Source organism: Micromonospora sp. L32 (genome assembly GCF_052068055.1).
Taxonomy (GTDB): domain Bacteria; phylum Actinomycetota; class Actinomycetes; order Mycobacteriales; family Micromonosporaceae; genus Micromonospora; species Micromonospora purpureochromogenes.
This window is the reverse complement of sequence record NZ_JBQHDD010000004.1, coordinates 473,523-493,722: the sequence shown is the minus strand read 5'-3', so window position 1 is coordinate 493,722 and position 20,200 is coordinate 473,523. Positions and strand designations below refer to the sequence as shown.

Sequence of the window (20,200 nt, the reverse complement as noted above, 5' to 3'; positions counted from 1 at the left end):
GTCGGCATGGTCGGCTACGAGTTCATGGGCGCGGCGCACTCGCAGGCGTGGCGCACCGTGAACCGGGTGTTCGAGTTGCCGGCGCGGGTCCGGATGGCGACGATCTGCGGCCGGGACGCCGGGAAGGTCGCCGCCGCGGCCGACCGGCTCGGCTGGGACGCGTACAGCACCGACTGGCGGGACCTGGTCGCCTCGGACCACATCGACGTGGTCGACATCTGCACACCGGGGGACAGCCACGCCGAGATCGCGCTCGCCGCGCTCGCCGCCGGCAAGCACGTCATCTGCGAGAAGCCGCTGGCCAACACGGTGGCCGAGGCCCGGGAGATGACCGCCGCCGCGGCCACCGCCCAGGCCGCGGGGGTACGGTCGATGTGCGGGTTCAACTACCGCCGGGTGCCCGCGGTCGCCCTGATGCGGCAGCTCGTCGCCGAGGGCCGGCTCGGGGTGCTGCGGCACGTCCGGGCGGCGTACCTCCAGGACTGGATCGTCGACCCGCAGTTCCCGCTGGTGTGGCGGTTGCAGAAGGACAGGGCGGGCTCCGGTGCGCTCGGTGACATCGGCGCGCACATCATCGACCTGACCCAGTACGTCACGGGCCAGCGGATCACCGGGGTCAGCGCGGTGACCGAGACGTTCGTCAAGGAACGGCCGTTGCCGGGCGGGTCGAGCGGCCTGGCCGCGCAGGCCGACGGCAACGGTCGGGCCACCGGCCCGGTCACCGTCGACGACGCGGCGGTCTTCGTCGCCCGCCTCGACGACGGGGCGCTGGCCACGTACGAGGCGAGCCGGTTCGCCACCGGTCGCAAGAACGCCCTCCGGGTGGAGATCAACGGGTCCCTCGGGACCGTCGCCTTCGACCTGGAACGCCTCAACGAGCTGGAGTTCTACGACGCCACCCGGCCCACGGCCGAGCAGGGCTTCAGCCGCATCCTGGTGACCGAGGCGGAGCATCCGTACCTGTCGGCCTGGTGGCCGCCGGGGCACATCATCGGCTACGAGCACTCCTTCACCCACCAGATGCGCGACTTCGTCGAGGCGGTGGCGACCGGCGCCGACCCGACGCCCTCCTTCGCCGACGCGTTGCAGGTCCAGCTGGTGCTGGACGCGGTGACCCGGTCGGCGGAGCTGGGCTCCCGGTGGACGGAGGTGGAGCCCGCGCTCGCCGCGCTCGCCGTCTGACCAGGCCACCTCCGGCGCCGATCGGCGAGGACCCGACCGCGGTTGCGCCCCGCGGGCGGGACGGGATCGGCACCGGAGGGCGTGCCGCCCCGGCCAAGATGGCCGGCGGCGCACGCGTACGACGGTCGTCCGGTGCGGCCGGACCGGGATTCCCCGGCCGCACCGGAGGACCGCCACCACCGTCCCGGCGACCCGCAGCAGGCCCGGCCGCCACCGGCCGGGTCCGGGCCGCCACCACCACCACACGTCCGGTCGCGGGGCGCGCCGCCGCCCGTCGACCGGATACGGGGGAGGCAGGGCCGAGACGCCGACCGACCCTGCCTGCCAGCCCCGTCCGCACGCCGTGCGGGGTACCGGGTCCGGCGTCGCGCCGCCGACGTCGCCGCCGCGGCCCGGTCCCGCCCCGGACGTCCGGGCGGACGGGGCCCCGGCGGAACGGTGTCTTTCCAGCGCACGATCTGATATTGATTTTGCTAAATGCAAGGGCGGTTCCTCCGGACGGAAGGAGCACCATGCGTACGGGTGTCTGGCTGGTGGGGGCGCGCGGTTCGGTCGCGACCACCAGCATCGTCGGCGGTCTCGCCCTGCGGGCCGGGCTCACCGCGCCGACCGGTTGCGTCACCGAGCTGCCCGCGCTGCGCGGGCCGGCCCTGCCCACCTTCGCCGACCTGTTCTTCGGCGGCCACGACCTGGCCACCACCCCGCTGACCAAGCGGGCCGAGACGCTCGCCGACGCGGGCGTGCTGCCCGGCCGGCTGGCCGCCACCCTCGCCGCCGAGCTGACCGCCGTCGAGGAGGACCTGCGACCCGCCCCCACCGGCGGCGCCCAGGCGGATCGGGCCGCCGCCGTCGTCGCCGACCTCACCGCGTTCCGCCAACGGCACCGGCTGGACCGGGTGGTGATGGTCGACGTCTCCGCCACCGAACCGGCCGCCCGGCCGCACCCCGGGCACGCCGACCCGGCCGCCCTGCGGGCCGCGCTCGCCGGCCCCGACGAGGTACTGCCGCCCAGCTCGCTCTACGCGTACGCCGCCGTCGAGGCCGGCTGCCCGTACGTCGACTTCACCCCGTCCACCGGGCTGCGGCTGCCGGCACTGGCCGAGCTGGCCGTCGCGCGCGGCCTGCCGTACGCCGGGCACGACGGCAAGACCGGGGAGACGCTGGTCAAGTCGGTGCTCGCGCCGATGTTCGCGATGCGGCACCTGGCCGTGCGCTCCTGGTCCGGGGTGAACCTGCTCGGTGGCGGCGACGGCGCGACCCTCGCCGACCCGGCCGCCAACGCCGCCAAGGTGAGCAGCAAGCAGCGGGTCCTCGGCGAGACCCTCGGCTACCTGCCGCAGGGCGGCACCCGCATCGAGTACGTCGAGGAGCTGGGCGACTTCAAGACCGCCTGGGACCTGATCACCTTCACCGGTTTCCTCGGCACCGGCATGCGGATGGAGTTCAGCTGGCACGGCTGCGACTCCGCGCTCGCCGCCCCGCTCGTGCTCGACCTGGCCCGGCTCACCGCCGCCGCGCACGCCGCCGGCCGGGTCGGCCCCCTGACCGACCTGGCGTTCTTCTTCAAGGACCCGCTCGGCTCACCCACCCACTCGCTGGCCGAGCAGTGGCAGCGGCTGGTCGAGTTCACCGGGCGGCTGCACACCGAGGCCGCCGCGTGAGCACGCTGGGCGACCTGGTCGAGCTGGTCCGGGCGCCGGCCGCGCTTTCCGTACCGGGTGACGTGGTCGCCGGCGCCGCCGCGGCCGGGGCGCTCGGTCCGCGTACCGCCGGTCTGGCCGGCGCGTCGGTGCTGCTGTATTGGGCCGGGATGGCCGCCAACGACTGGGCCGACCGCCGGCTGGACGCGGTCGAACGCCCCGAGCGGCCGATCCCCAGCGGCCGGGTCCCGCCCGCCGCCGCGCTCGGTCTCGCCGCCGGCCTCACCGCCGCCGGCCTGGGCCTGGCCGCCGTCACGGGCGGCCGCCGGGCCGCCGCCGTCGCGATCCCGCTCGCCGCGACGATCTGGGGGTACGACCTGGCGGCGAAGAACACCGCCGCCGGCCCGGCCGTGATGGCCGCCTGCCGGGGGCTGGACGTGCTGCTCGGCGCGACCGGCGGGCGGCCGGTCCGGGCGCTGCCGGCGGCGCTCACCGTCGCCGCGCACACCGTCACCGTCACCGCGCTCTCCCGACGCGAGGTGGCCGGCGCGGACACCGCGCTGCCGCTGCGCACCCTCGCCGGCACCGCCCTGGTCGCGATCGCCGCCGCCGGCCCCGCTGCCGGCGCGCGCCGCGCCGCCGCCGTGCTGCCCGTCGTGTTGGCCGGCTGGTACGCCGCCCGGTACGGCGGGGCGCAGGCCCGGGTGGCGGCCGACCCGTCCGCCGGCCGGGTACGGGCGGCGGTCGGCGCCGGGATCACCGGGCTGCCGGCGTTGCAGGGCGCGCTCACCGCCCGGGCCGGTGCCGGCCTGCTCGGCCTGGCGGTGGCGGCCGCCGCGCCGCTGGGCCGGCGCCTGGCCCGCAGGATCTCCCCGACATGACCACCGCGCGGCCCCACCCGCCGACCCCGCCGCCGCAGCCGACCCCTGACCCGGTCGGCCGGGAGCACCGGGGCGGGGCGGGGCCGCGGTTCGGCTACGGCACCAACGGCTTCGCCAACCACCGGCTGGAGGACGCCCTCGCGGTCATCGCCGAACTGGGCTACCAGGGCGTCGCGCTCACCCTCGACCACGACCACCTCGACCCGTTCGCGCCCGGGCTGGCCCGCCGGGTCGACGAGGTGGCCCGCCGGCTGGACTTGCTCGGCCTCGCCGTGGTGGTCGAGACCGGGGCCCGCTACCTGCTCGACCCCTGGCACAAGCACGCGCCGACGCTGCTGCACGACGAGCCGGCCCGCCGGATCGACTTCCTGACCCGGGCGGTCCGGATCGGCGCCGACCTCGGCGCGGAGGCGGTCTCCTGCTGGGCCGGCGTACGCCCCGACGCCGTACCGCCGGCCGTCGCCTGGGACCGGCTGGTCGCCGGCTGCGCCACGGTGCTCGACGCCGCGGACCGCGCCGGGATGACCCTCGGCTTCGAGCCGGAGCCCGGGATGCTCGTCGAGGACATCGCCGGCTGGCAGCGGCTGCGGCAGGCCCTCGGCGATCCGGCGCGCTTCGGCATTACCCTCGACATCGGACACTGCCGCTGCCTGGAACCGCGCCCGGTGCCCGAGTGCGTCCACCAGGTGGCCGCGCACCTGGTCAACGTACAGATCGACGACATGTGCCGGGGCGTGCACGAACACCTGGAGTTCGGCGCCGGCGAGATCGACTTCCCGCCGGTGCTGCGCGCCCTCACCGACGCCGGCTACCGGGGGCTGGTGGCGGTGGAGCTGCCCCGGCACTCGCACGCCGCACCCACCGTCGCCGCCCGGTCCATCGACTTCCTGCGCGCCGCCGCCGAGGCGGGCCGAGCCGCCGGGGCCGCCCCGACCGGCCTGTCGCACCGGGCGACCGAGGTGGCCTAGACACCGACCAGCACCAGGGGAGGAGAGACGGATGACACCGGATCGACTGCGGGCCGCGCTCGAGGGCGTACCCGATCCCGACTGGCTGGCGGCGGCGCTGCGCCGCGTGGCGGCCGAACCCGCGACGATCGCGCGGTTCTTCCCGGCCGCCGGCCGGCACTGCGGTCGGGGCGACCTGGCCGGCGCGCCCGGCTGGACCGCCGACGAGGCGGCCCGCGCGCTGCTGCTCACCGCGCTGCCCGCCGACCACGCCAGGCACGCCGAGGCGCTGTACCGGCACGGTGACGCCGCCGAGAAGCGGGCCGTGCTCAAGGCGCTGCCGCTGCTGCCCGTCGGCGCGGCCGGGGTGCCGCTGCTGCACGACGCGATCCGCACCAACGACACCCGGCTGGTGGCCGCCGCCCTCGGCCCGTACGCCCGGCACCTGGACCCGGCGTCCTGGCGGCAGGCGGTGCTCAAGTGCGTCTTCGCCGGCGTGCCGCTGGCCGGCGTGGCCGACCTGGACCGTCGCGCCGACGGCGAGCTGGCCGCGATGCTCGCCGCGCTCGCCGCGGAGCGGCACGCCGCCGGCCGGGACCTGCCCGCCGACGCCACCGACCTGCTCGACCGGCTCACCATCAGGGAGGCGTGAATGCGCATCTTCGACCCGCACATCCACATGACGTCGCGGACCACCGACGACTACGAGCGGATGGCCGCCGCCGGGGTCCGCGCGGTGGTGGAGCCGGCGTTCTGGCTGGGGCAGCCCCGCACCAGCCCCGCCTCCTTCGCCGACTACTTCGACTCGCTGATCGGGTGGGAGCCGTTCCGGGCCGGGCAGTTCGGCGTCCGGCACCACGCCACCGTCGCGCTCAACCCGAAGGAGGCCAACGACCCGCGCTGCCGCCCGGTGCTCGACCTGCTCCCGCGCTACCTGGAGAAGGACACCGTGGTGGCGGTCGGCGAGATCGGGTACGACTCGATGACCCCGCAGGAGGACGAGGCGTTCGCCGCCCAGCTGGCCCTGGCCGTGGCGCACGACCTGCCGGCGCTGGTGCACACCCCGCACCGGGACAAGGCCCGGGGCGTCGAGCGCAGCCTCGCGGTGGTCGCCGAGTCCGGCATCGACCCCGGCCGGGTGGTGCTGGACCACCTCAACGAGGTCACCGTCAAACTGGTCCGGGACAGCGGCTGCTGGCTGGGCTTCTCCATCTACCCGGACACCAAGATGTCCCCGCCCCGAATGGTGGAGCTGCTGCGGACGTACGGGCCGGAGCGGGTGCTGGTCAACTCCGCCGCCGACTGGGGGCGCTCGGACCCGCTGCTGACCCGGGCCACCGGCGAGGCGATGCTGCTGGCCGGGTTCACCGACGACGACGTCGACCGGGTGCTCTGGCGCAACCCGGTGGAGTTCTACGGGCAGTCCGGCCGGCTCGACCTGACCGACCTGGACGCCGCGTCGGCCGGGACCTTCGCCGGGAACTCGATCCTGCGCGGCGGCGACTGATGCGGCTGCGGCACGCCGACGGCAGCACCGTCCACCTCGGCTACTGCACCAACGTGCACCCCGCCGAGGACGCCGCCGGCATCCTCGCCCAACTGCGGACCCACGCCGAGCCGGTGCGCGAGGCGCTCGGCGCCGACCTGCTCGGGCTCGGTCTCTGGCTGGCCGCGCCGGTCGCCGCCGAGCTGGCCGCCGACCCGGCCGCCCGGCGCCGGCTGCGCGCCGAGCTGACCCGTCGCGGGCTGGAGGTGGTCACCCTCAACGGCTTCCCGTACGCGGCCTTCCAGGCACCCGTGGTCAAGGGCGCGGTCTACCGTCCGGACTGGACCAGCGACGCCCGGCTGCGCTACACCCTCGACCTGGCCCGGGTGCTGGCCGACCTGCTCCCCGACGACGCGGCCCGGGGCTCGATCTCCACCCTGCCGCTGGCCTGGCGGCAGCCCTGGGACGCCACCCGCGCCGACGCCGCCCGCCGCCGGCTGGACGACCTCGCGGCCGGGCTCGCCGCGATCGAACGGGACACCGGCCGCCCGGTGCGGGTCGGCTTCGAGCCGGAGCCGGGCTGCGTGGTCGAGCGCACCGGGCAGGCGGTCACCGCGCTGGCCGTCGTGGACACCGACCGGCTCGGCGTCTGCCTGGACCTGGCGCACCTCGCCTGCGCCTGGGAGGAACCGGCCGAGGCGTTGGCCCGGCTGCGCGCCGCCGGGCTCCCGGTGGTGAAGGTGCAGGTCTCCGCCGCCCTGGAGGCGGCCCACCCGCCGGCCGCCGCCGACGCGCTGGCGCGCTGGGTGGAGCCCCGCTTCCTGCACCAGACCCGGGCCGCCGGCACCGCCCACGCCGCCGACCCGGCCGACCCGGCGTACGCCGCCGACGACCTGGACGGCGCGCTGGCCGACCGGCCGCCGGGGCCGTGGCGGGTGCACTACCACGTGCCGCTGCACGCCCCGCCCGAACCACCGCTGACCTCGACCGTGCCGGTGCTGCGCACCGCGCTGGCCGAGCTGTTCGCCGGTCCCGCCGCCGGCTGCGACCACCTCGACGTCGAGACGTACACGTGGGGGGTGCTGCCGGCGGCGCGCCGGCCGCGCACCGACGCGGAGCTGGCCGCCGGCATCGCCGCCGAGCTGGCCTTCGCCCGCGACGAGCTGGTCGCGCTCGGCCTGGCACCGGCGGGGGAGTCCCGTCCCGACGACCGGAGGGGTACGACGATGAGTGAACGAGTGGCCGACCGACATTCCGAGGTGCCGGCATGAGCCGTCGACTGGTGGTGCTGGACGTGGTCGGGTTGACCCCGCGGCTGCTGGCGCACATGCCCCGGCTGCGCGCGGTCGCCGACGAGGGATTCGCCGCCGGCCTGGGCACGGTGCTGCCCGCGGTGACCTGCTCGGCGCAGGCGACCCTGCTCACCGGGGAGCTCCCGGCCGGGCACGGGATCGTGGGCAACGGCTGGTACTTCCGCGACCTCGGCGAGGTGCTGCTGTGGCGGCAGCACCACGCGCTGGTCGGTGGGGAGAAGCTCTGGCAGGCCGCCCGCCGGGCCGAACCGGGTTACACGGTGGCCAACGTCTGCTGGTGGTACGCGATGGGCGCGGACGTGAACTGGACGGTCACCCCCCGCCCGATCTATCACGCCGACGGTCGCAAGGAGCCGGACTGCTGGACGGACCCGCCGGAGCTGCACGACACACTCACCGACGCGCTGGGCACCTTCCCGCTCTTCACCTACTGGGGGCCCGGCGCCGGGCTGCCCTCCTCAACGTGGATCTGCCGGGCCGCCGAGCGGATCCTCACCGACCACGCCCCGGACCTCACCCTGGTCTACGTCCCGCACCTCGACTACGACCTGCAACGCTTCGGCCCGTCCTCGCCCCGGGCCGCCGCCGCGGCGGCGGAGCTGGACGCGGTGCTGGGCCCGCTGCTGGACGCCGCCCGCGCGCGGGACGCGACCGTGGTGGTGCTGTCGGAGTACGGCATCACCGACGTCTCCCGCCCGGTGGACGTCAACCGGCTGCTGCGCGCCGAGGGGCTGCTGCGGGTCTACACCCAGGCCGGGATGGAGTACCTGGACCCGTGGACGTCGCGGGCCTTCGCCGTGGCCGACCACCAGGTGGCCCACGTCTACGTCCGCGACCCGGCCGACGTGCCGGCGGTGGCGAAGCTCTGCGCCGGCCTGCCCGGGGTGGCCGAGGTGCTCGACGCCGACGGCAAGGCGGCGGCCGGGCTGGACCATCCGCGCGCCGGCGAGCTGGTGCTGGTGGCCGAGCCGGACGCCTGGTTCACGTACTACTACTGGCTGGACGACGCCCGCGCCCCGGACTTCGCCCGGCTCGTCGAGATCCACCGCAAACCCGGGTACGACCCGGCGGAGCTCTTCTTCGACCCGGCCGCGCCCGGGGCGGCGAAGCGCCGGGCGGCGGTCGCGCTGGCCCGCAAGAAGCTGGGCATGCGGTACCTGATGAGCGTGGTCGGCCTCGACGCCGGGGCGCGGGCGGTCCGGGGCTCGCACGGTCGGCTGCCCGCCGACCCGGCGGACGCCCCGGTGCTGCTCTGCTCCGACCCGGCCGCCGCCCGGGACCGGCTCGCGGCCACCGAGGTGAAGGCGCTGCTGCTGGAGCTGGCCGGGCTGGCCCCGCCGTCCGCCCCGGCCGGTGCGGCGCCGGTCCCGTCCCGGGCCGCCGTGGCGTCGTCGGGTGGTTCCGGGCGACCGCCCGGTCCGGCCGGACCGCTGTCCGGACCGGAGGAGCGGCGGTGACTGTCACCGCGCCCCCGACCGACACCAGCGGGCTGCGGGCGCGCTTCGACGCCGAACTGGTGGCCTTCCTGGACCGGCAGGGGCCGGACTGGCCGGACGGCGCGCCGCGCGGCATCTTCGCCGCCCTGCACCGCTTCGTGCTGGCCGGCGGCAAGCGGTTGCGCCCGCTGTTCTGCTACTGGGGCTGGCGCGGCGCCGGCGGCGGGGACGACCGGCCGATCGTGGTCGCCGCGGCGGCGCTGGAGCTGTTCCACGCGTTCGCCCTGATCCACGACGACATCCTCGACGGCAGCGACCGCCGCCGGGGCGCGCCGTCGGTGCACCGGCTCTTCGCCGACCTGCACACCCGGTCCGCCTGGCGCGGCGACCCGGAGGCGTACGGGCGCAACACCGCGCTGCTCTGCGGGGACCTCTGCGCCGCCTGGTCGGATCAGATGTTCCACGAGTGCGGGTTGAGCACCGCGCAGGTCTGCCGGGGGTACGCGGTCTTCGCCCGGATGCGGACCGAGGTGATCGCGGGGGAGTACCTGGACCTGGTCTCCGGTGTCGGGGACGGTTCGGTGGCCAGCGCGCTCACCGTGATCCGGATGAAGGCCGCCCGGTACACGGTCACCCGCCCGTTGCAGATCGGCGCGGCGCTGGTCGGCGCGGAGCCGGAGCTGGTGGCCGCGCTCACCGACTTCGGCGACCCGCTCGGCGACGCGTTCCAGCTCCGTGACGACGTGCTCGGCGTCTTCGGTGACCCGGCGGTGACCGGCAAGTCCGTCCTGGACGACCTGCGCGAGGGTAAGCCGACGGTGATGATGGCGCTGGCCCGCGACGCCGCCGACCGGGCGCAGAGCGTCCGGCTGCGCGACCTGTTCGGCAATCCCGGCCTGGACGCCGACGGCGCGGCCGAGCTGCGCGCGATCATCGAGGCGACCGGGGCCCGGGAGCAGATCGAGCGGCTGATCGTGCTGCGGGCGGACGCCGCCCGGGCGGCGTTGGACCGGCTGCCGCTGGAGAAGCCGGCGCTGGCGGCGCTGGCCGCGCTGGCCGACCAGGCGGTGCACCGCCGGAGCTGACGTCGGCGCGCCACGGCCCGCCGGGGCCTTTCCTCGCCATGCCCGCGAGCTTTCAGCCGATTGAACGAAAGTTCGCTTCCATGGGGCAGAAGGTATGGACAGACAAATTCACAAGCCTTAATGTTCGTGGCATCACGAACATGTTTCGTCGAGGTGAACCGGCGGCGCGGTAACCCATCGACTGGTGGCCTCCGGGCGCGCGGTCCCCCCGCCCCGACCGGTGGTCACGGCCGGTCCGGCGCCGCCCGGACGGCCCTGCCGCATCCCCGTACCCGGCACCGGCGCGACGGCGCGCGCCCCACCCTGGCAGTCACTCGTCAGGAAGGGACAGCACAGAATGTCCATGAAGGACGAACCCACCCACCACTCCCCACGATGGTCCTCCGCCGCGTCCGCCCTGCTCCTGGTGGCGGCCGTCGGCACGGTCGGCGTCACGGTCGGCCCGACCGCCCTCGGCGGCCCCGCCCCGGCCGCCGCCCACGTGATCACCGCCACCGACTTCCAGCAGGTCGAGCTGGCCCGCGGCGTCGCCGAGACGGGCGAGCCGATGTCCCTGGCCGTGCTGCCGGACCGCTCGGTCCTGCACACCGCCCGCAACGGCACCCTGCGGCGCACCGACGCCAACGGCACCACCTCGGTGATCGGCACCCTGTCGGTCTACACCCACGACGAGGAGGGGTTGCAGGGCGTCGGCGTCGACCCGAACTTCGCCACCAACCGGCACATCTACCTCTACTACGCCCCGCCGCTGTCCACCCCCGCCGGCGACGCGCCGGCCACCGGCAGCGACTTCTCCGCCTGGCAGGGCGTCAACCGGCTGTCCCGGTTCACCCTCAACGCCGACTTCACCGTCAACCAGGCCAGCAAGGTCGACGTGCTGGACGTACCCGCCGACCGGGGGCTGTGCTGCCACGTCGGCGGGGACATCGACTTCGACGCCGCCGGCAACCTCTACCTGTCCACCGGGGACGACACCAACCCGTTCGACTCCGCCGGCTACGCCCCGCTGGACGAGCGGACCAACCGCAACCCCGGATACGACGCGCAGCGCAGCGCCGCCAACACCAACGACCTGCGCGGCAAGATCCTCCGGATCAAGGTGAACGCCAACGGGTCGTACTCGATCCCGTCCGGCAACCTCTTCCCGGTCGGCACCGCGAAAACCCGGCCCGAGATCTACGCGATGGGCTTCCGCAACCCGTTCCGGATGAGCGTCGACAAGGCCACCGGGATCGTCTACGTCGGCGACTACGGCCCCGACGCCGGCACCACCTCGGCCACCCGGGGCCCCTCCGGCCAGGTCGAGTTCAACCGGGTCACCGCGCCGGGCAACTACGGCTGGCCGTACTGCACCGGCACCAACACCAGCACCGAGACCTACAACGAGTGGGACTTCGCCACCGGCACCGGGGGCGCCAAGTACAACTGCACCGGCGGCCCCACCAACAACTCGTTCCGCAACACCGGCCAGAGCACGCTGCCCGCGGCCAAGCCGGCCTGGATCCGGTACGCCGGCGACGCCGGTAGCCCGCCCGAGTTCGGCGGCGGCTCCGAGTCCCCGATGGCCGGCCCGGTCTACCGCTACAACGCGTCGTCGACGTCGGCCACCAAGTTCCCGCAGTCCTTCGACGGGCAGTTCTTCGCCACCGAGTTCGGCCGCGGCTGGATCAAGCCGATCCACGTCAACGCCGACGGCTCGCGCGGCACCATCGACAGCTTCCCGTGGACCGGCAAGCAGGTGATGGACTCCGCCTTCGGCCCGGACGGCGCGTACTACGTGCTCGACTACGGCACCGGCTACTTCAACGGCGACGCCAACTCGGCGCTCTACCGCTTCGACCACATCGGCGGCGGCAACCGGGCGCCGACGGCGAAGGCGACCGCGGACAAGACCTCCGGCGCCGCCCCGTTGACCGTCACCTTCTCCTCCGCCGGGTCGTCGGACCCGGAGGGCGGGGCGCTGACGTACGCGTGGAACTTCGGCGACGGCACCACCTCCACCGCCGCCAACCCGTCGAAGACCTACACCACCAACGGGACGTACACCGCCACGCTGACGGTGAAGGACCCGCAGAACGCCACCGGCAGCGCCAGCGTGGTGATCAGCGTCGGCAACACCGCCCCGACCGTGACGATCAACAGCCCCGGCAACGGCAAGCTCTTCTCCTACGGCGACACGGTGCCCTTCAGCATCACCGTCACCGACCCCGAGGACGGCACGATCGACTGCACCAAGGTCAAGATGACCTACGTGCTCGGCCACGACCAGCACGGCCACCAGATCACCTCGAAGACCGGCTGCTCCGGCTCGATCGCCATCCCGGTCGACGGTGAGCACGACGACGCGGCGAACATCTTCGCCATCTTCGACGCCGAGTACACCGACGCGGGCGGGCTGACCACGCACACCCAGCACACCCTCCAGCCCCGGCACCGGCAGGCCGAACACTTCAAGACCTCGTCCGGCATCAACACCTTCGACAAGGCGACCGCCGAGGGCGGCAAGACCGTCGGCGACATCAACAACGGGGACTGGATCGCCTTCCAGCCGTACCAGCTGGGCAACGTCACCTCGTTCAGCGCCCGGGTCTCCTCGGCCGGCGCGGGCGGCACCCTCCAGGTCCGGGCCGGGTCGGCCACCGGCACGGTGCTCGGCTCGGCCACGGTGCCGGTCACCGGCGCCTGGGACTCCTTCACCACGGTCACCGGCGCCATCTCCGGGGCACCGGCGGGCACCACGACGCTCTACCTGACCTTCGCCGGGTCGGGCACCGGGGCGCTCTACGACGTCGACTCGTTCACCCTCACCACGGGCGCGACGGTGCGCACCGGGCCGGTGGTCGGGCTCGCCGGCAAGTGCCTGGACGTCCGCAACGCCGCCACCGCCGACGGCACCCAGATCCAGCTCTACACCTGCAACGGCACCACGGCGCAGACCTGGACGGTGACGCCGAACTCGACCATCAAGGCGCTCGGCAAGTGCCTGGACGTCTCCGGCGGCGGCTCGGCCGACGGCACCAAGATCCAGCTCTGGACCTGCAACGGCAGCGGCGCGCAGAACTGGTCCGCCCAGGCCGACGGCACGGTACGCAACCCGCAGTCCGCCAAGTGCCTCGACGTCTCGGGCAACAACTCCGCCGACAGCACCCCGGTGCACCTCTGGACCTGCACCGGCGCCGCCAACCAGAAGTGGACCCTGCCGTAACCGAGTGAACGCGCGGGGCCCCGCCCGGCCCGCCGGCCCGCCCGGGGCCCCCGCCCACCGATAGGAGAGCGACATGCGCAGACTCCTGCGTCCCGTCCTCGGCGCGGCCACCGCCGTCCTCGCCGTCATCGCCTGCACCACCCCCGCCACCCCGGCGTCCGCCGCCGACGCCCCGTACGACGTGCTGGTCTTCTCCAAGACCGCCGGGTTCCGGCACGACTCCATCGCCGTCGGCACCCAGGCCATCCGGGACCTGGGCGCGGCCAACAGCTTCACCGTCACCGCCACCGAGGACGCCGCCGCGTTCACCACCGGCAACCTGGCCCAGTACGAGGCGGTGGTCTTCCTCAACACCACCGGCGACGTGCTCAACGCCAGCCAGCAGACCGCCTTCGAGTCGTACATCGGCTCCGGCGGCGGGTACGTCGGCGTGCACGCCGCCGCCGACACCGAGTACGGCTGGTCGTTCTACGGCAACCTGGTCGGGGCGTACTTCGCCTCGCATCCGGCCATCCAGCAGGCCAACGTCAAGGTGGAGAACCGGGCGCACCCGGCCAGCGCGCACCTGCCGCAGACCTGGACCCGCACCGACGAGTGGTACAACTACCAGACCAACGCCCGCTCCACCGCCCGGGTGCTGGCCACCCTGGACGAGTCGTCGTACTCCGGTGGCGGGATGGGCGCGGACCACCCGCACTCCTGGTGCAAGACCTACAGCGGCGGCCGGGCCTTCTACACCGGTGGTGGGCACACCCAGGCGTCGTACGCCGAACCGGCGTTCCGGGCCCACCTGCTCGGCGGCATCCGCTACGCGGCCGGCCGCGCCAAGGCCGACTGCCGGCCGGAGACCGGCTACACCACCCTCTACAACGGTTCCACCACCGGCTGGTCGCAGGCCGGGCCGGGCAGCTTCACCAATGCCGACGCCACGCTCACCTCGGTCGGCGGGATGGGGCTCTACTGGTACAGCGCGAAGCAGTTCACCAACTACTCGCTCAAGCTGGACTGGCGGCTCGCCGGCGACGACAACTCCGGGGTCTTCATCGGCTTCCCGCCATCCACCGACCCCTGGTCGGCGGTGAACAACGGCTACGAGATCCAGATCGACGCCACCGACGCGGCCGACCGCACCACCGGCGCGGTCTACACCTTCAAGTCCGCGGACATCGCCGCCCGGGACGCGGCGCTGAACCCGCCGGGCGAGTGGAACACCTACGAGCTGCTGGTCGAGGGCGAGCGGCTCCAGGTCTTCCTCAACGGCGTGAAGATCAACGACTTCACCAACACCAACCCGGTCCGCTCGCTCGCCGGGCACATCGGCCTGCAGAACCACGGCACCGGCGACGACGCCTCGTTCCGCAACATCCGGATCAAGGAACTCGGCTCCACCCCGCCGGGCGGCAACACCACCGTCCAGGCCGAGGCGTTCAGCTCGGCCAGCGGGGTCACCCCGTTCACGAAGGCCGGCGCGAACGGCGGGCAGACCCTCGGCTACATCGACCCGGGCGACTGGTCGGCGTACAACGGGGTGGACCTGACCGGGGTGACGTCGTTCCGGGCGCGGGTCGTCTCCGGCGGGCCCGGCGGCACCATCCAGGTGCGCACCGGCTCGACCACCGGCACGATCCTCGGCTCGGTCGCGGTGCCCAACACCGGGAGCTGGACAACGTACGCCGACGTCACCACCGCCCTGACCGGGGTGCCGTCCGGCACCCAGAACCTGTACCTGACCTACACCGGCACCGGCACCGGGCTCTTCGACGTCGACGACTTCACCCTGGTCCGGGGCGGTGGCGGCGGCACCGGCGGCACCGGACCGATCAAGGGCCTGGCCGGCAAGTGCCTGGACGTCCGCAGCAGCGGCACGGCCGACGGCACGCAGATCCAGCTCTACACGTGCAACGGCACCACGGCGCAGACCTGGACGGTGACGCCGAACTCGACGATCAAGGCGCTGGGCAAGTGCCTGGACGTCTCCGGCGGCGGTTCCGCCGACGGGACCAAGATCCAGCTCTGGACCTGCAACGGCAGCGGCGCCCAGAACTGGTCGGCCCAGGCCGACGGGTCGCTGCGTAACCCGCAGTCCGGCAAGTGCCTGGACGTGGCCGGCAACAACTCCGCCGACAGCACCCCGGTCCAGCTCTGGACCTGCAACGGCGCGGCCAACCAGAAGTGGGTCCTGCCCTGACCCACCCACCGGGTCGTCCACCACGTCGATCCGGTGCACGCGACGCCGCCGGGGTGCCCACGCACCCCGGCGGTGCCGCGTCCCCGGGCCGGGCGGCTGCCGTACCTTGACCGCATGGGACGGCTCGCGGAGTGGCGCCGGATCGCGCGGGCGCACCCGGCGGTCGTCGACGCGCTGCTGGCCGCCGCGCTCTTCGTGGCCGGCCTGCTGCCGGTGAACCCGCCCGGCGGACCGCCCGGGGCGCCGCTCAGCCTCGCCGCCGTGCTGCTCGCCGCCATCGGCTCCGGGGCGCTGGCGGTGCGCCGCCGTCACCCGCTGCCGGTGCTCGCCCTGACCACCGTCAGCGTGGTGCTCGCGCAGCTCGCCGGGGTCGCCCGGGGGCCCATGGTGCTCACCGTGGCGATCGCCGCGTACACCGTCGCCACCCGCGCCGACCGGCGGACCGCCGCCGTGGCCGGCCTGGTCGGCGCCCTGGCCGTCGGCGCGGCGGCGACCGCCACGCTCGGCGTGGTCGGGCCGGACCCGGCGGTGGTGGTGCTGCTGCTCTGGTTCGGCGTCGCGGTGGCCGTCGGCGACGCGGTGCGCAGCCGGCGGGCGTACGTGGCGGTGCTGGCGGAAGGGGCCCGGCGGGCCGAGCGGACCTTGCGGCCGGAGGAGACCAGCGCGCCCACCGAGCCGGCCCCCAGCCTGAACCGGCTGGACGCCCTGGTGGAGGGCTTCAGCACCGGCCAGCCGGTGCGCTGGACCGTGGCCGGCCAGCCCCGCCCGCTGCCCACCGAGGTGGACGTCGCGGCGTACCGGATCATCCAGGAGTCGCTGACCAACGCACACCGGCACGCGCCGGGCGCGGCGGTCGCGGTCCGGCTGCGCTACGACCCCGACGGCGTCGCCATCGAGGTACGCGACACCGGCGCCGAGGCGTCCCCGGCGCCGGAACCGAGCGCCGGGCTCGGCCTGCTCGGCCTGCGCGAGCGGGCCGAGGCGGTCGGCGGCACCTTCACCGCCGGCCCCCGCCCGGACGGCGGCTGGTCGGTGCGCGCCGAGCTGCCCGCCGCCGAGGAGCAGGCCGAGTGACGTCCGCGGGTCCGTGGCGGCCCCTTCCCAGCCGGTCCCGGCGGTCCTAGAGTGAGGGCGGCGACCGCGAGGTGGCCGGTGACCCGGCGGGAGGCGCAACCCGTCGGGCCCAGGTGCGTGCCGCACCCACCGGCGACCCGTGACGCCTCCGCACTGGTGGCCCCTCGCCCCGCCCACGCTGAGGAATCCCCATCACGACAGGGGAGACAACGACGATGGCGCGACCGATCACGCTCTTCACCGGCCAGTGGGCCGATCTTCCGTTCGACGAGGTCTGCCGGCTCGCCTCCGAGTGGGGCTACGACGGGCTGGAGATCGCCTGCTGGGGCGACCACTTCGAGGTCGACAAGGCCCTCGCCGACGACTCGTACGTCGAGCGCAAGCGGGAGACCCTCGCCAAGCACCACCTCAGCGTCCACGCCATCTCCAACCACCTGGTCGGCCAGGCGGTCTGCGACCACCCGATCGACGAGCGGCACCAGGGCATCCTGCCGGCCAGGATCTGGGGCGACGGCGAACCCGAGGGGGTACGCCGGCGCGCCGCCGAGGAGATGAAGGACACCGCCCGCGCGGCGGCGAAGCTCGGGGTGAAGACGGTGGTCGGGTTCACCGGCTCGTCCATCTGGCACACCCTGGCGATGTTCCCGCCGGTGCCGCCGGAGATGATCGAGCGCGGCTACCGGGACTTCGCCGACCGGTGGAACCCCATCCTCGACGTCTTCGACTCCGTCGGGGTCCGCTTCGCCCACGAGGTGCACCCGAGCGAGATCGCCTACGACTACTGGACGACGCGGCGGGCGCTCGCGGCGATCGGCCACCGGCCGGCGTTCGGGCTCAACTGGGATCCGTCGCACTTCGTCTGGCAGGAGCTGGACCCGGTGAACTTCATCCTCGAGTTCGCCGACCGGATCTACCACGTGGACTGCAAGGACGCGAAGGTACGCACCGGCGACGGGCGGCGCGGCCGGCTCTCGTCCCACCTGCCCTGGGCCGATCTTCGCCGGGGCTGGGACTTCGTCTCCACCGGCCACGGCGACGTGCCGTGGGAGGACTGCTTCCGGGCGCTCAACGCGATCGGCTACGACGGGCCGATCTCCATCGAGTGGGAGGACGCCGGAATGGACCGGCTGGTCGGCGCGCCGGAGGCGTTGCAGTTCGTCCGCCGGCTCGCCTTCGACGCCCCCGCGGCGGCGTTCGACGCCGCGTTCAGCAGCAAGGACTGACGCGCACCGGCCCGATCGACCCCTACCTGACCTCCCGTGCGGCGGGACGCACCTGGGGTCGGTCGGGCCACCGGGCCGGCTTCGTGGGGGCCGGTCACTCGGCGGCGAAGGCCTGCTCGCTGATCAACCGGGCCGCGCCCACCACGCCGGCCCGCTCGCCGAGGTCGGACAGGACGATCGGCATCGTGCCGGTGGTCAGCGGCGCCGACCGGCGGTAGACCACGGCCCGGATCTCGGCCAGCAGGGTGTGCCCGAGGCCGTTCGGGGCGCCACCGATGATCACGATGCCGGGGTTGACGAAGCTCACCAGCCCGACCAGCACCTGGCCCAGCCGGCGGGCGGCGTCGCGCACGACGGCCTGCACCGCCGGGTCGCCGCCGGCCGCCGCCCCGGCGACGTCCGCCATGGTCAGGGTGCCGATGGTGGCCAGCCGGTCGGCCAGGGCGGGGGAGCGGCCCGACCGCGCCGCGTCCAGCGCCGCGGCGACCAGCCCGGCCTCGCCGCAGTACGCCTCCAGGCACCCCGCCTCGCCGCAGGCGCAGCCCGGGCCGTCGTCGGCGAGCCGCAGGTGGGCGATGTCGCCGGCGCCGCTCGTCGCGCCCCGGTGCGGAGCGCCCCGCAGCATCAGGCCGCAGCCGATCGCGGTGCCGAGCTTGACGTACAGGAAGTCGTCGAAGGTACGGCCGATGCCGGCGTGCTGCTCGCCGAGCGCCATCACGTTGGCGTCGTTGTCGACCAGCGTCGGGCAGCCCAGCTCGGCGCCGAGGGTGTCCCGCACCGGAAACCCGTGCCAGCCGGGCAGGGCGCCGGACGCGATCGGGGTGCCCTCCCGGAAGGCGACCGGCCCCGGCAGCCCGACGCCGACCCCGGTGAGCTGGGCCAGGCCCAGTTCGGCCCGGAGCTTGCCGACCAGTTCCCCGGCCCGGGCGACCACCGGCCCCGGACCGGAGCGGATGTCTGCCGGCTCGCGGAGCTCGGCCAGCACGTTCAGCTCGCCGTCGGTGACGGCGACGGTGAGCCGGTCCGTGCCGATCACGACGCCGGCGAAGTGGACCGTGCGGGCGACGCGCAGCAGCGACGACCTCCGGCCGCCGCGGGAGGCCGCCGGCCCGGCGGTCTCGACCAGGCCCAGCTCCACGAGGCGGTCCACCTCCGCGATCAGCCTCGACCGGGACAGGCCCACCGCGTCGCCCAGCTCCACCCGCGACCGCGGGCCGTCGTCGCGCAGCATCCGCAGCAGTCGTGCCTGGTACGCGTTCTCCGGTCGGACGGGAACCATCGCCACCACCTCCGGCCGGAGTCTTCCACGGCGGTGTTACGTCTGATGGCGCGAGTGGCCGCACCCGGTACGCCCGGGTGCGGCCACTCGATCGACACCTCGGGTCCGTCAGCCCCGCAGACCCGACATGTGCTGGTAGCTCACCTCGGCGTAGCGCAGCGAGCGGCCCGGGTCGGCGCTGCCGCCCGGCGCGTTGTCCTGCTCCCACATCGGGTTGTGGTAGCCCTTGGCACCCATGTTGGCGAAGAAGGTGCCGTAGTCGATGTCGCCCTGGCCGAGCGGCACCATGTCGTACCCGCTGGTGGTGTTCGGGTTGAACGCGCCGTCCTTGGCGTGGAACAGCGGGAACCGGATCGGCTGGGCCGCCACCGTGGCCAGCGGGTCGAAGACGTCGGTCTGCGTCACCCCGTCCGGGTCGGTGTAGCTGCGGAACCGGTGCTGGGCCACGTGCGCCCAGTAGATGTCCATCTCGAACCAGACGTACTCCGGGTCGGTGAGCCCGATGAAGTACTCCAGCTTCCGGACGCCGGAGGACCGGGTGGGCCGGCCCAGCGCGTCCAGCGGCCCGCTGTCGAGCAGGAAGTTGTACGCCGCGTCGTGGTTGTGCGTGTAGAGCTTGAGCCCACGGGCGGCGGCCAACTGGCCGAGGGTGTTCCACCGGTCCGCCGCCGCGTCCCAGTCGGCCTTGTAGTTGCTGCCGGTCGGGTCGTTGCCGGTGCCGATGTGGGTCATCCCCAGCGTCTCGGCGATGTCGAGCTGCTGCTCGAACGCGGCGAGGGTGGTCGGGTTGATGGTGCTCGGGATGGAGGCGTGCGAGCCGTTGGCGCGCAGCCCGTTGTCGTCGAGGATCTTGCGGATCTCGGCGGCGGTGATCTGCCGGCCCAGGATCGAGACGTGCTGGTTGTAGCCGGCGAACTCGACCTCCTTGTAGCCGATCTCGGCGAGCCGGGCGAGCACCCGCTCGAAGCCGTACGGCACTCCGGTGGCGTCCGGTGCGGCGCCGATCCGGTCCCGGACGCTGTAGAGGATGATGCCGCGCTTCCCGGTCGGGACGAGCAGGCCGTTGCCGGCGAAGGCCGGGGAGCCCAGTCCGGCGGCCCCGACGGCGGCCGCGCCGGCGACGCCGGCCATGGCGCCGAGCATCCGGCGCCGGCTCATTCCGTGCTGACTGTCGTTCATCTGCTGCTGCCTCTCTCGGTTCCGGTGCGTGGTGACAGGTGGAGCGGCCGGGGGCCGCCGACGGCGGCCCCCGGCCACGGCG

15 protein-coding genes are annotated in these 20,200 nt (G+C 74.5%); 13 read left to right on the top strand and 2 right to left on the bottom strand.

The genetic code is table 11. The features are described from left to right. Positions 1 to 6: 6 nt before the first annotated feature. The 13 genes from ACTMTB_RS14190 (at position 7) to ACTMTB_RS14130 (ending at position 17,660) form a co-directional block, all read left to right on the top strand. A complete protein-coding gene (locus ACTMTB_RS14190) occupies positions 7 to 1,182 on the top strand; it encodes a Gfo/Idh/MocA family protein (RefSeq protein WP_441145930.1) in 1,176 nt (391 codons plus the stop codon). A 512-nt stretch (positions 1,183 to 1,694) separates the two neighbouring features. After that, on the top strand, positions 1,695 to 2,843 hold the full coding sequence (locus ACTMTB_RS14185) for an inositol-3-phosphate synthase (RefSeq protein WP_441145717.1): 1,149 nt from the start codon (positions 1,695 to 1,697) through the stop codon (positions 2,841 to 2,843). Continuing rightward, the gene (locus ACTMTB_RS14180; protein ID WP_441145715.1) at positions 2,840 to 3,703 is read left to right on the top strand and encodes an SCO3242 family prenyltransferase; all 864 of its coding nucleotides are present in this window, start codon (positions 2,840 to 2,842) and stop codon (positions 3,701 to 3,703) included. Before ACTMTB_RS14185 ends, ACTMTB_RS14180 begins: the two co-directional genes overlap by 4 nt. Further along, a complete protein-coding gene (locus tag ACTMTB_RS14175) occupies positions 3,700 to 4,671 on the top strand; it encodes a sugar phosphate isomerase/epimerase family protein (protein ID WP_441145713.1) in 972 nt (323 codons plus the stop codon). Before ACTMTB_RS14180 ends, ACTMTB_RS14175 begins: the two co-directional genes overlap by 4 nt. Before the next feature lie 31 nt (positions 4,672 to 4,702). Continuing rightward, positions 4,703 to 5,302: an EboA domain-containing protein gene (locus ACTMTB_RS14170; protein WP_441145711.1), complete on the top strand. Its 600-nt coding sequence runs from the start codon at positions 4,703 to 4,705 to the stop codon at positions 5,300 to 5,302. Then, on the top strand, positions 5,303 to 6,157 hold the full coding sequence (locus tag ACTMTB_RS14165; RefSeq protein WP_441145709.1) for a TatD family hydrolase: 855 nt from the start codon (positions 5,303 to 5,305) through the stop codon (positions 6,155 to 6,157). Beyond that, the gene (gene eboE / locus ACTMTB_RS14160; protein WP_441145707.1) at positions 6,157 to 7,407 is read left to right on the top strand and encodes a metabolite traffic protein EboE; all 1,251 of its coding nucleotides are present in this window, start codon (positions 6,157 to 6,159) and stop codon (positions 7,405 to 7,407) included. Before ACTMTB_RS14165 ends, eboE begins: the two co-directional genes overlap by 1 nt. Then, entirely contained in the window at positions 7,404 to 8,906 is a 1,503-nt protein-coding gene (locus ACTMTB_RS14155) for an alkaline phosphatase family protein (protein ID WP_441145705.1), read from the top strand. The genes eboE and ACTMTB_RS14155 overlap by 4 nt, the downstream gene beginning before the upstream one ends. Further along, positions 8,903 to 9,970 (top strand): polyprenyl synthetase family protein, encoded by a 1,068-nt coding sequence (locus tag ACTMTB_RS14150; RefSeq protein WP_441145703.1) that lies wholly within the window; start codon positions 8,903 to 8,905, stop codon positions 9,968 to 9,970. The genes ACTMTB_RS14155 and ACTMTB_RS14150 overlap by 4 nt, the downstream gene beginning before the upstream one ends. A gap of 337 nt (positions 9,971 to 10,307) precedes the next feature. After that, complete coding sequence (locus tag ACTMTB_RS14145; RefSeq protein WP_441145701.1) at positions 10,308 to 13,175, top strand: PQQ-dependent sugar dehydrogenase; 2,868 nt, start codon at positions 10,308 to 10,310, stop codon at positions 13,173 to 13,175. A gap of 73 nt (positions 13,176 to 13,248) precedes the next feature. Then, a complete protein-coding gene (locus tag ACTMTB_RS14140) occupies positions 13,249 to 15,363 on the top strand; it encodes a ThuA domain-containing protein (RefSeq protein ID WP_441145699.1) in 2,115 nt (704 codons plus the stop codon). Between the two features lie 114 nt (positions 15,364 to 15,477). Beyond that, positions 15,478 to 16,437, top strand: coding sequence for a sensor histidine kinase (locus ACTMTB_RS14135; RefSeq protein WP_441145697.1), 960 nt, complete (start codon positions 15,478 to 15,480; stop codon positions 16,435 to 16,437). Positions 16,438 to 16,652: 215 nt separating this feature from the next. Then, positions 16,653 to 17,660: a sugar phosphate isomerase/epimerase family protein gene (locus ACTMTB_RS14130; RefSeq protein ID WP_154942563.1), complete on the top strand. Its 1,008-nt coding sequence runs from the start codon at positions 16,653 to 16,655 to the stop codon at positions 17,658 to 17,660. Between the two features lie 94 nt (positions 17,661 to 17,754). Here ACTMTB_RS14130 and ACTMTB_RS14125 read toward each other — a convergent pair whose 3' ends face one another. Both ACTMTB_RS14125 and ACTMTB_RS14120 read right to left on the bottom strand, forming a co-directional pair. After that, positions 17,755 to 18,939: an ROK family protein gene (locus ACTMTB_RS14125; protein WP_441145695.1), complete on the bottom strand. Its 1,185-nt coding sequence runs from the start codon at positions 18,937 to 18,939 to the stop codon at positions 17,755 to 17,757. A gap of 108 nt (positions 18,940 to 19,047) precedes the next feature. Next, the gene (locus tag ACTMTB_RS14120) at positions 19,048 to 20,118 is read right to left on the bottom strand and encodes a sugar phosphate isomerase/epimerase family protein (RefSeq protein ID WP_441145693.1); all 1,071 of its coding nucleotides are present in this window, start codon (positions 20,116 to 20,118) and stop codon (positions 19,048 to 19,050) included. Positions 20,119 to 20,200 lie beyond the last annotated feature (82 nt).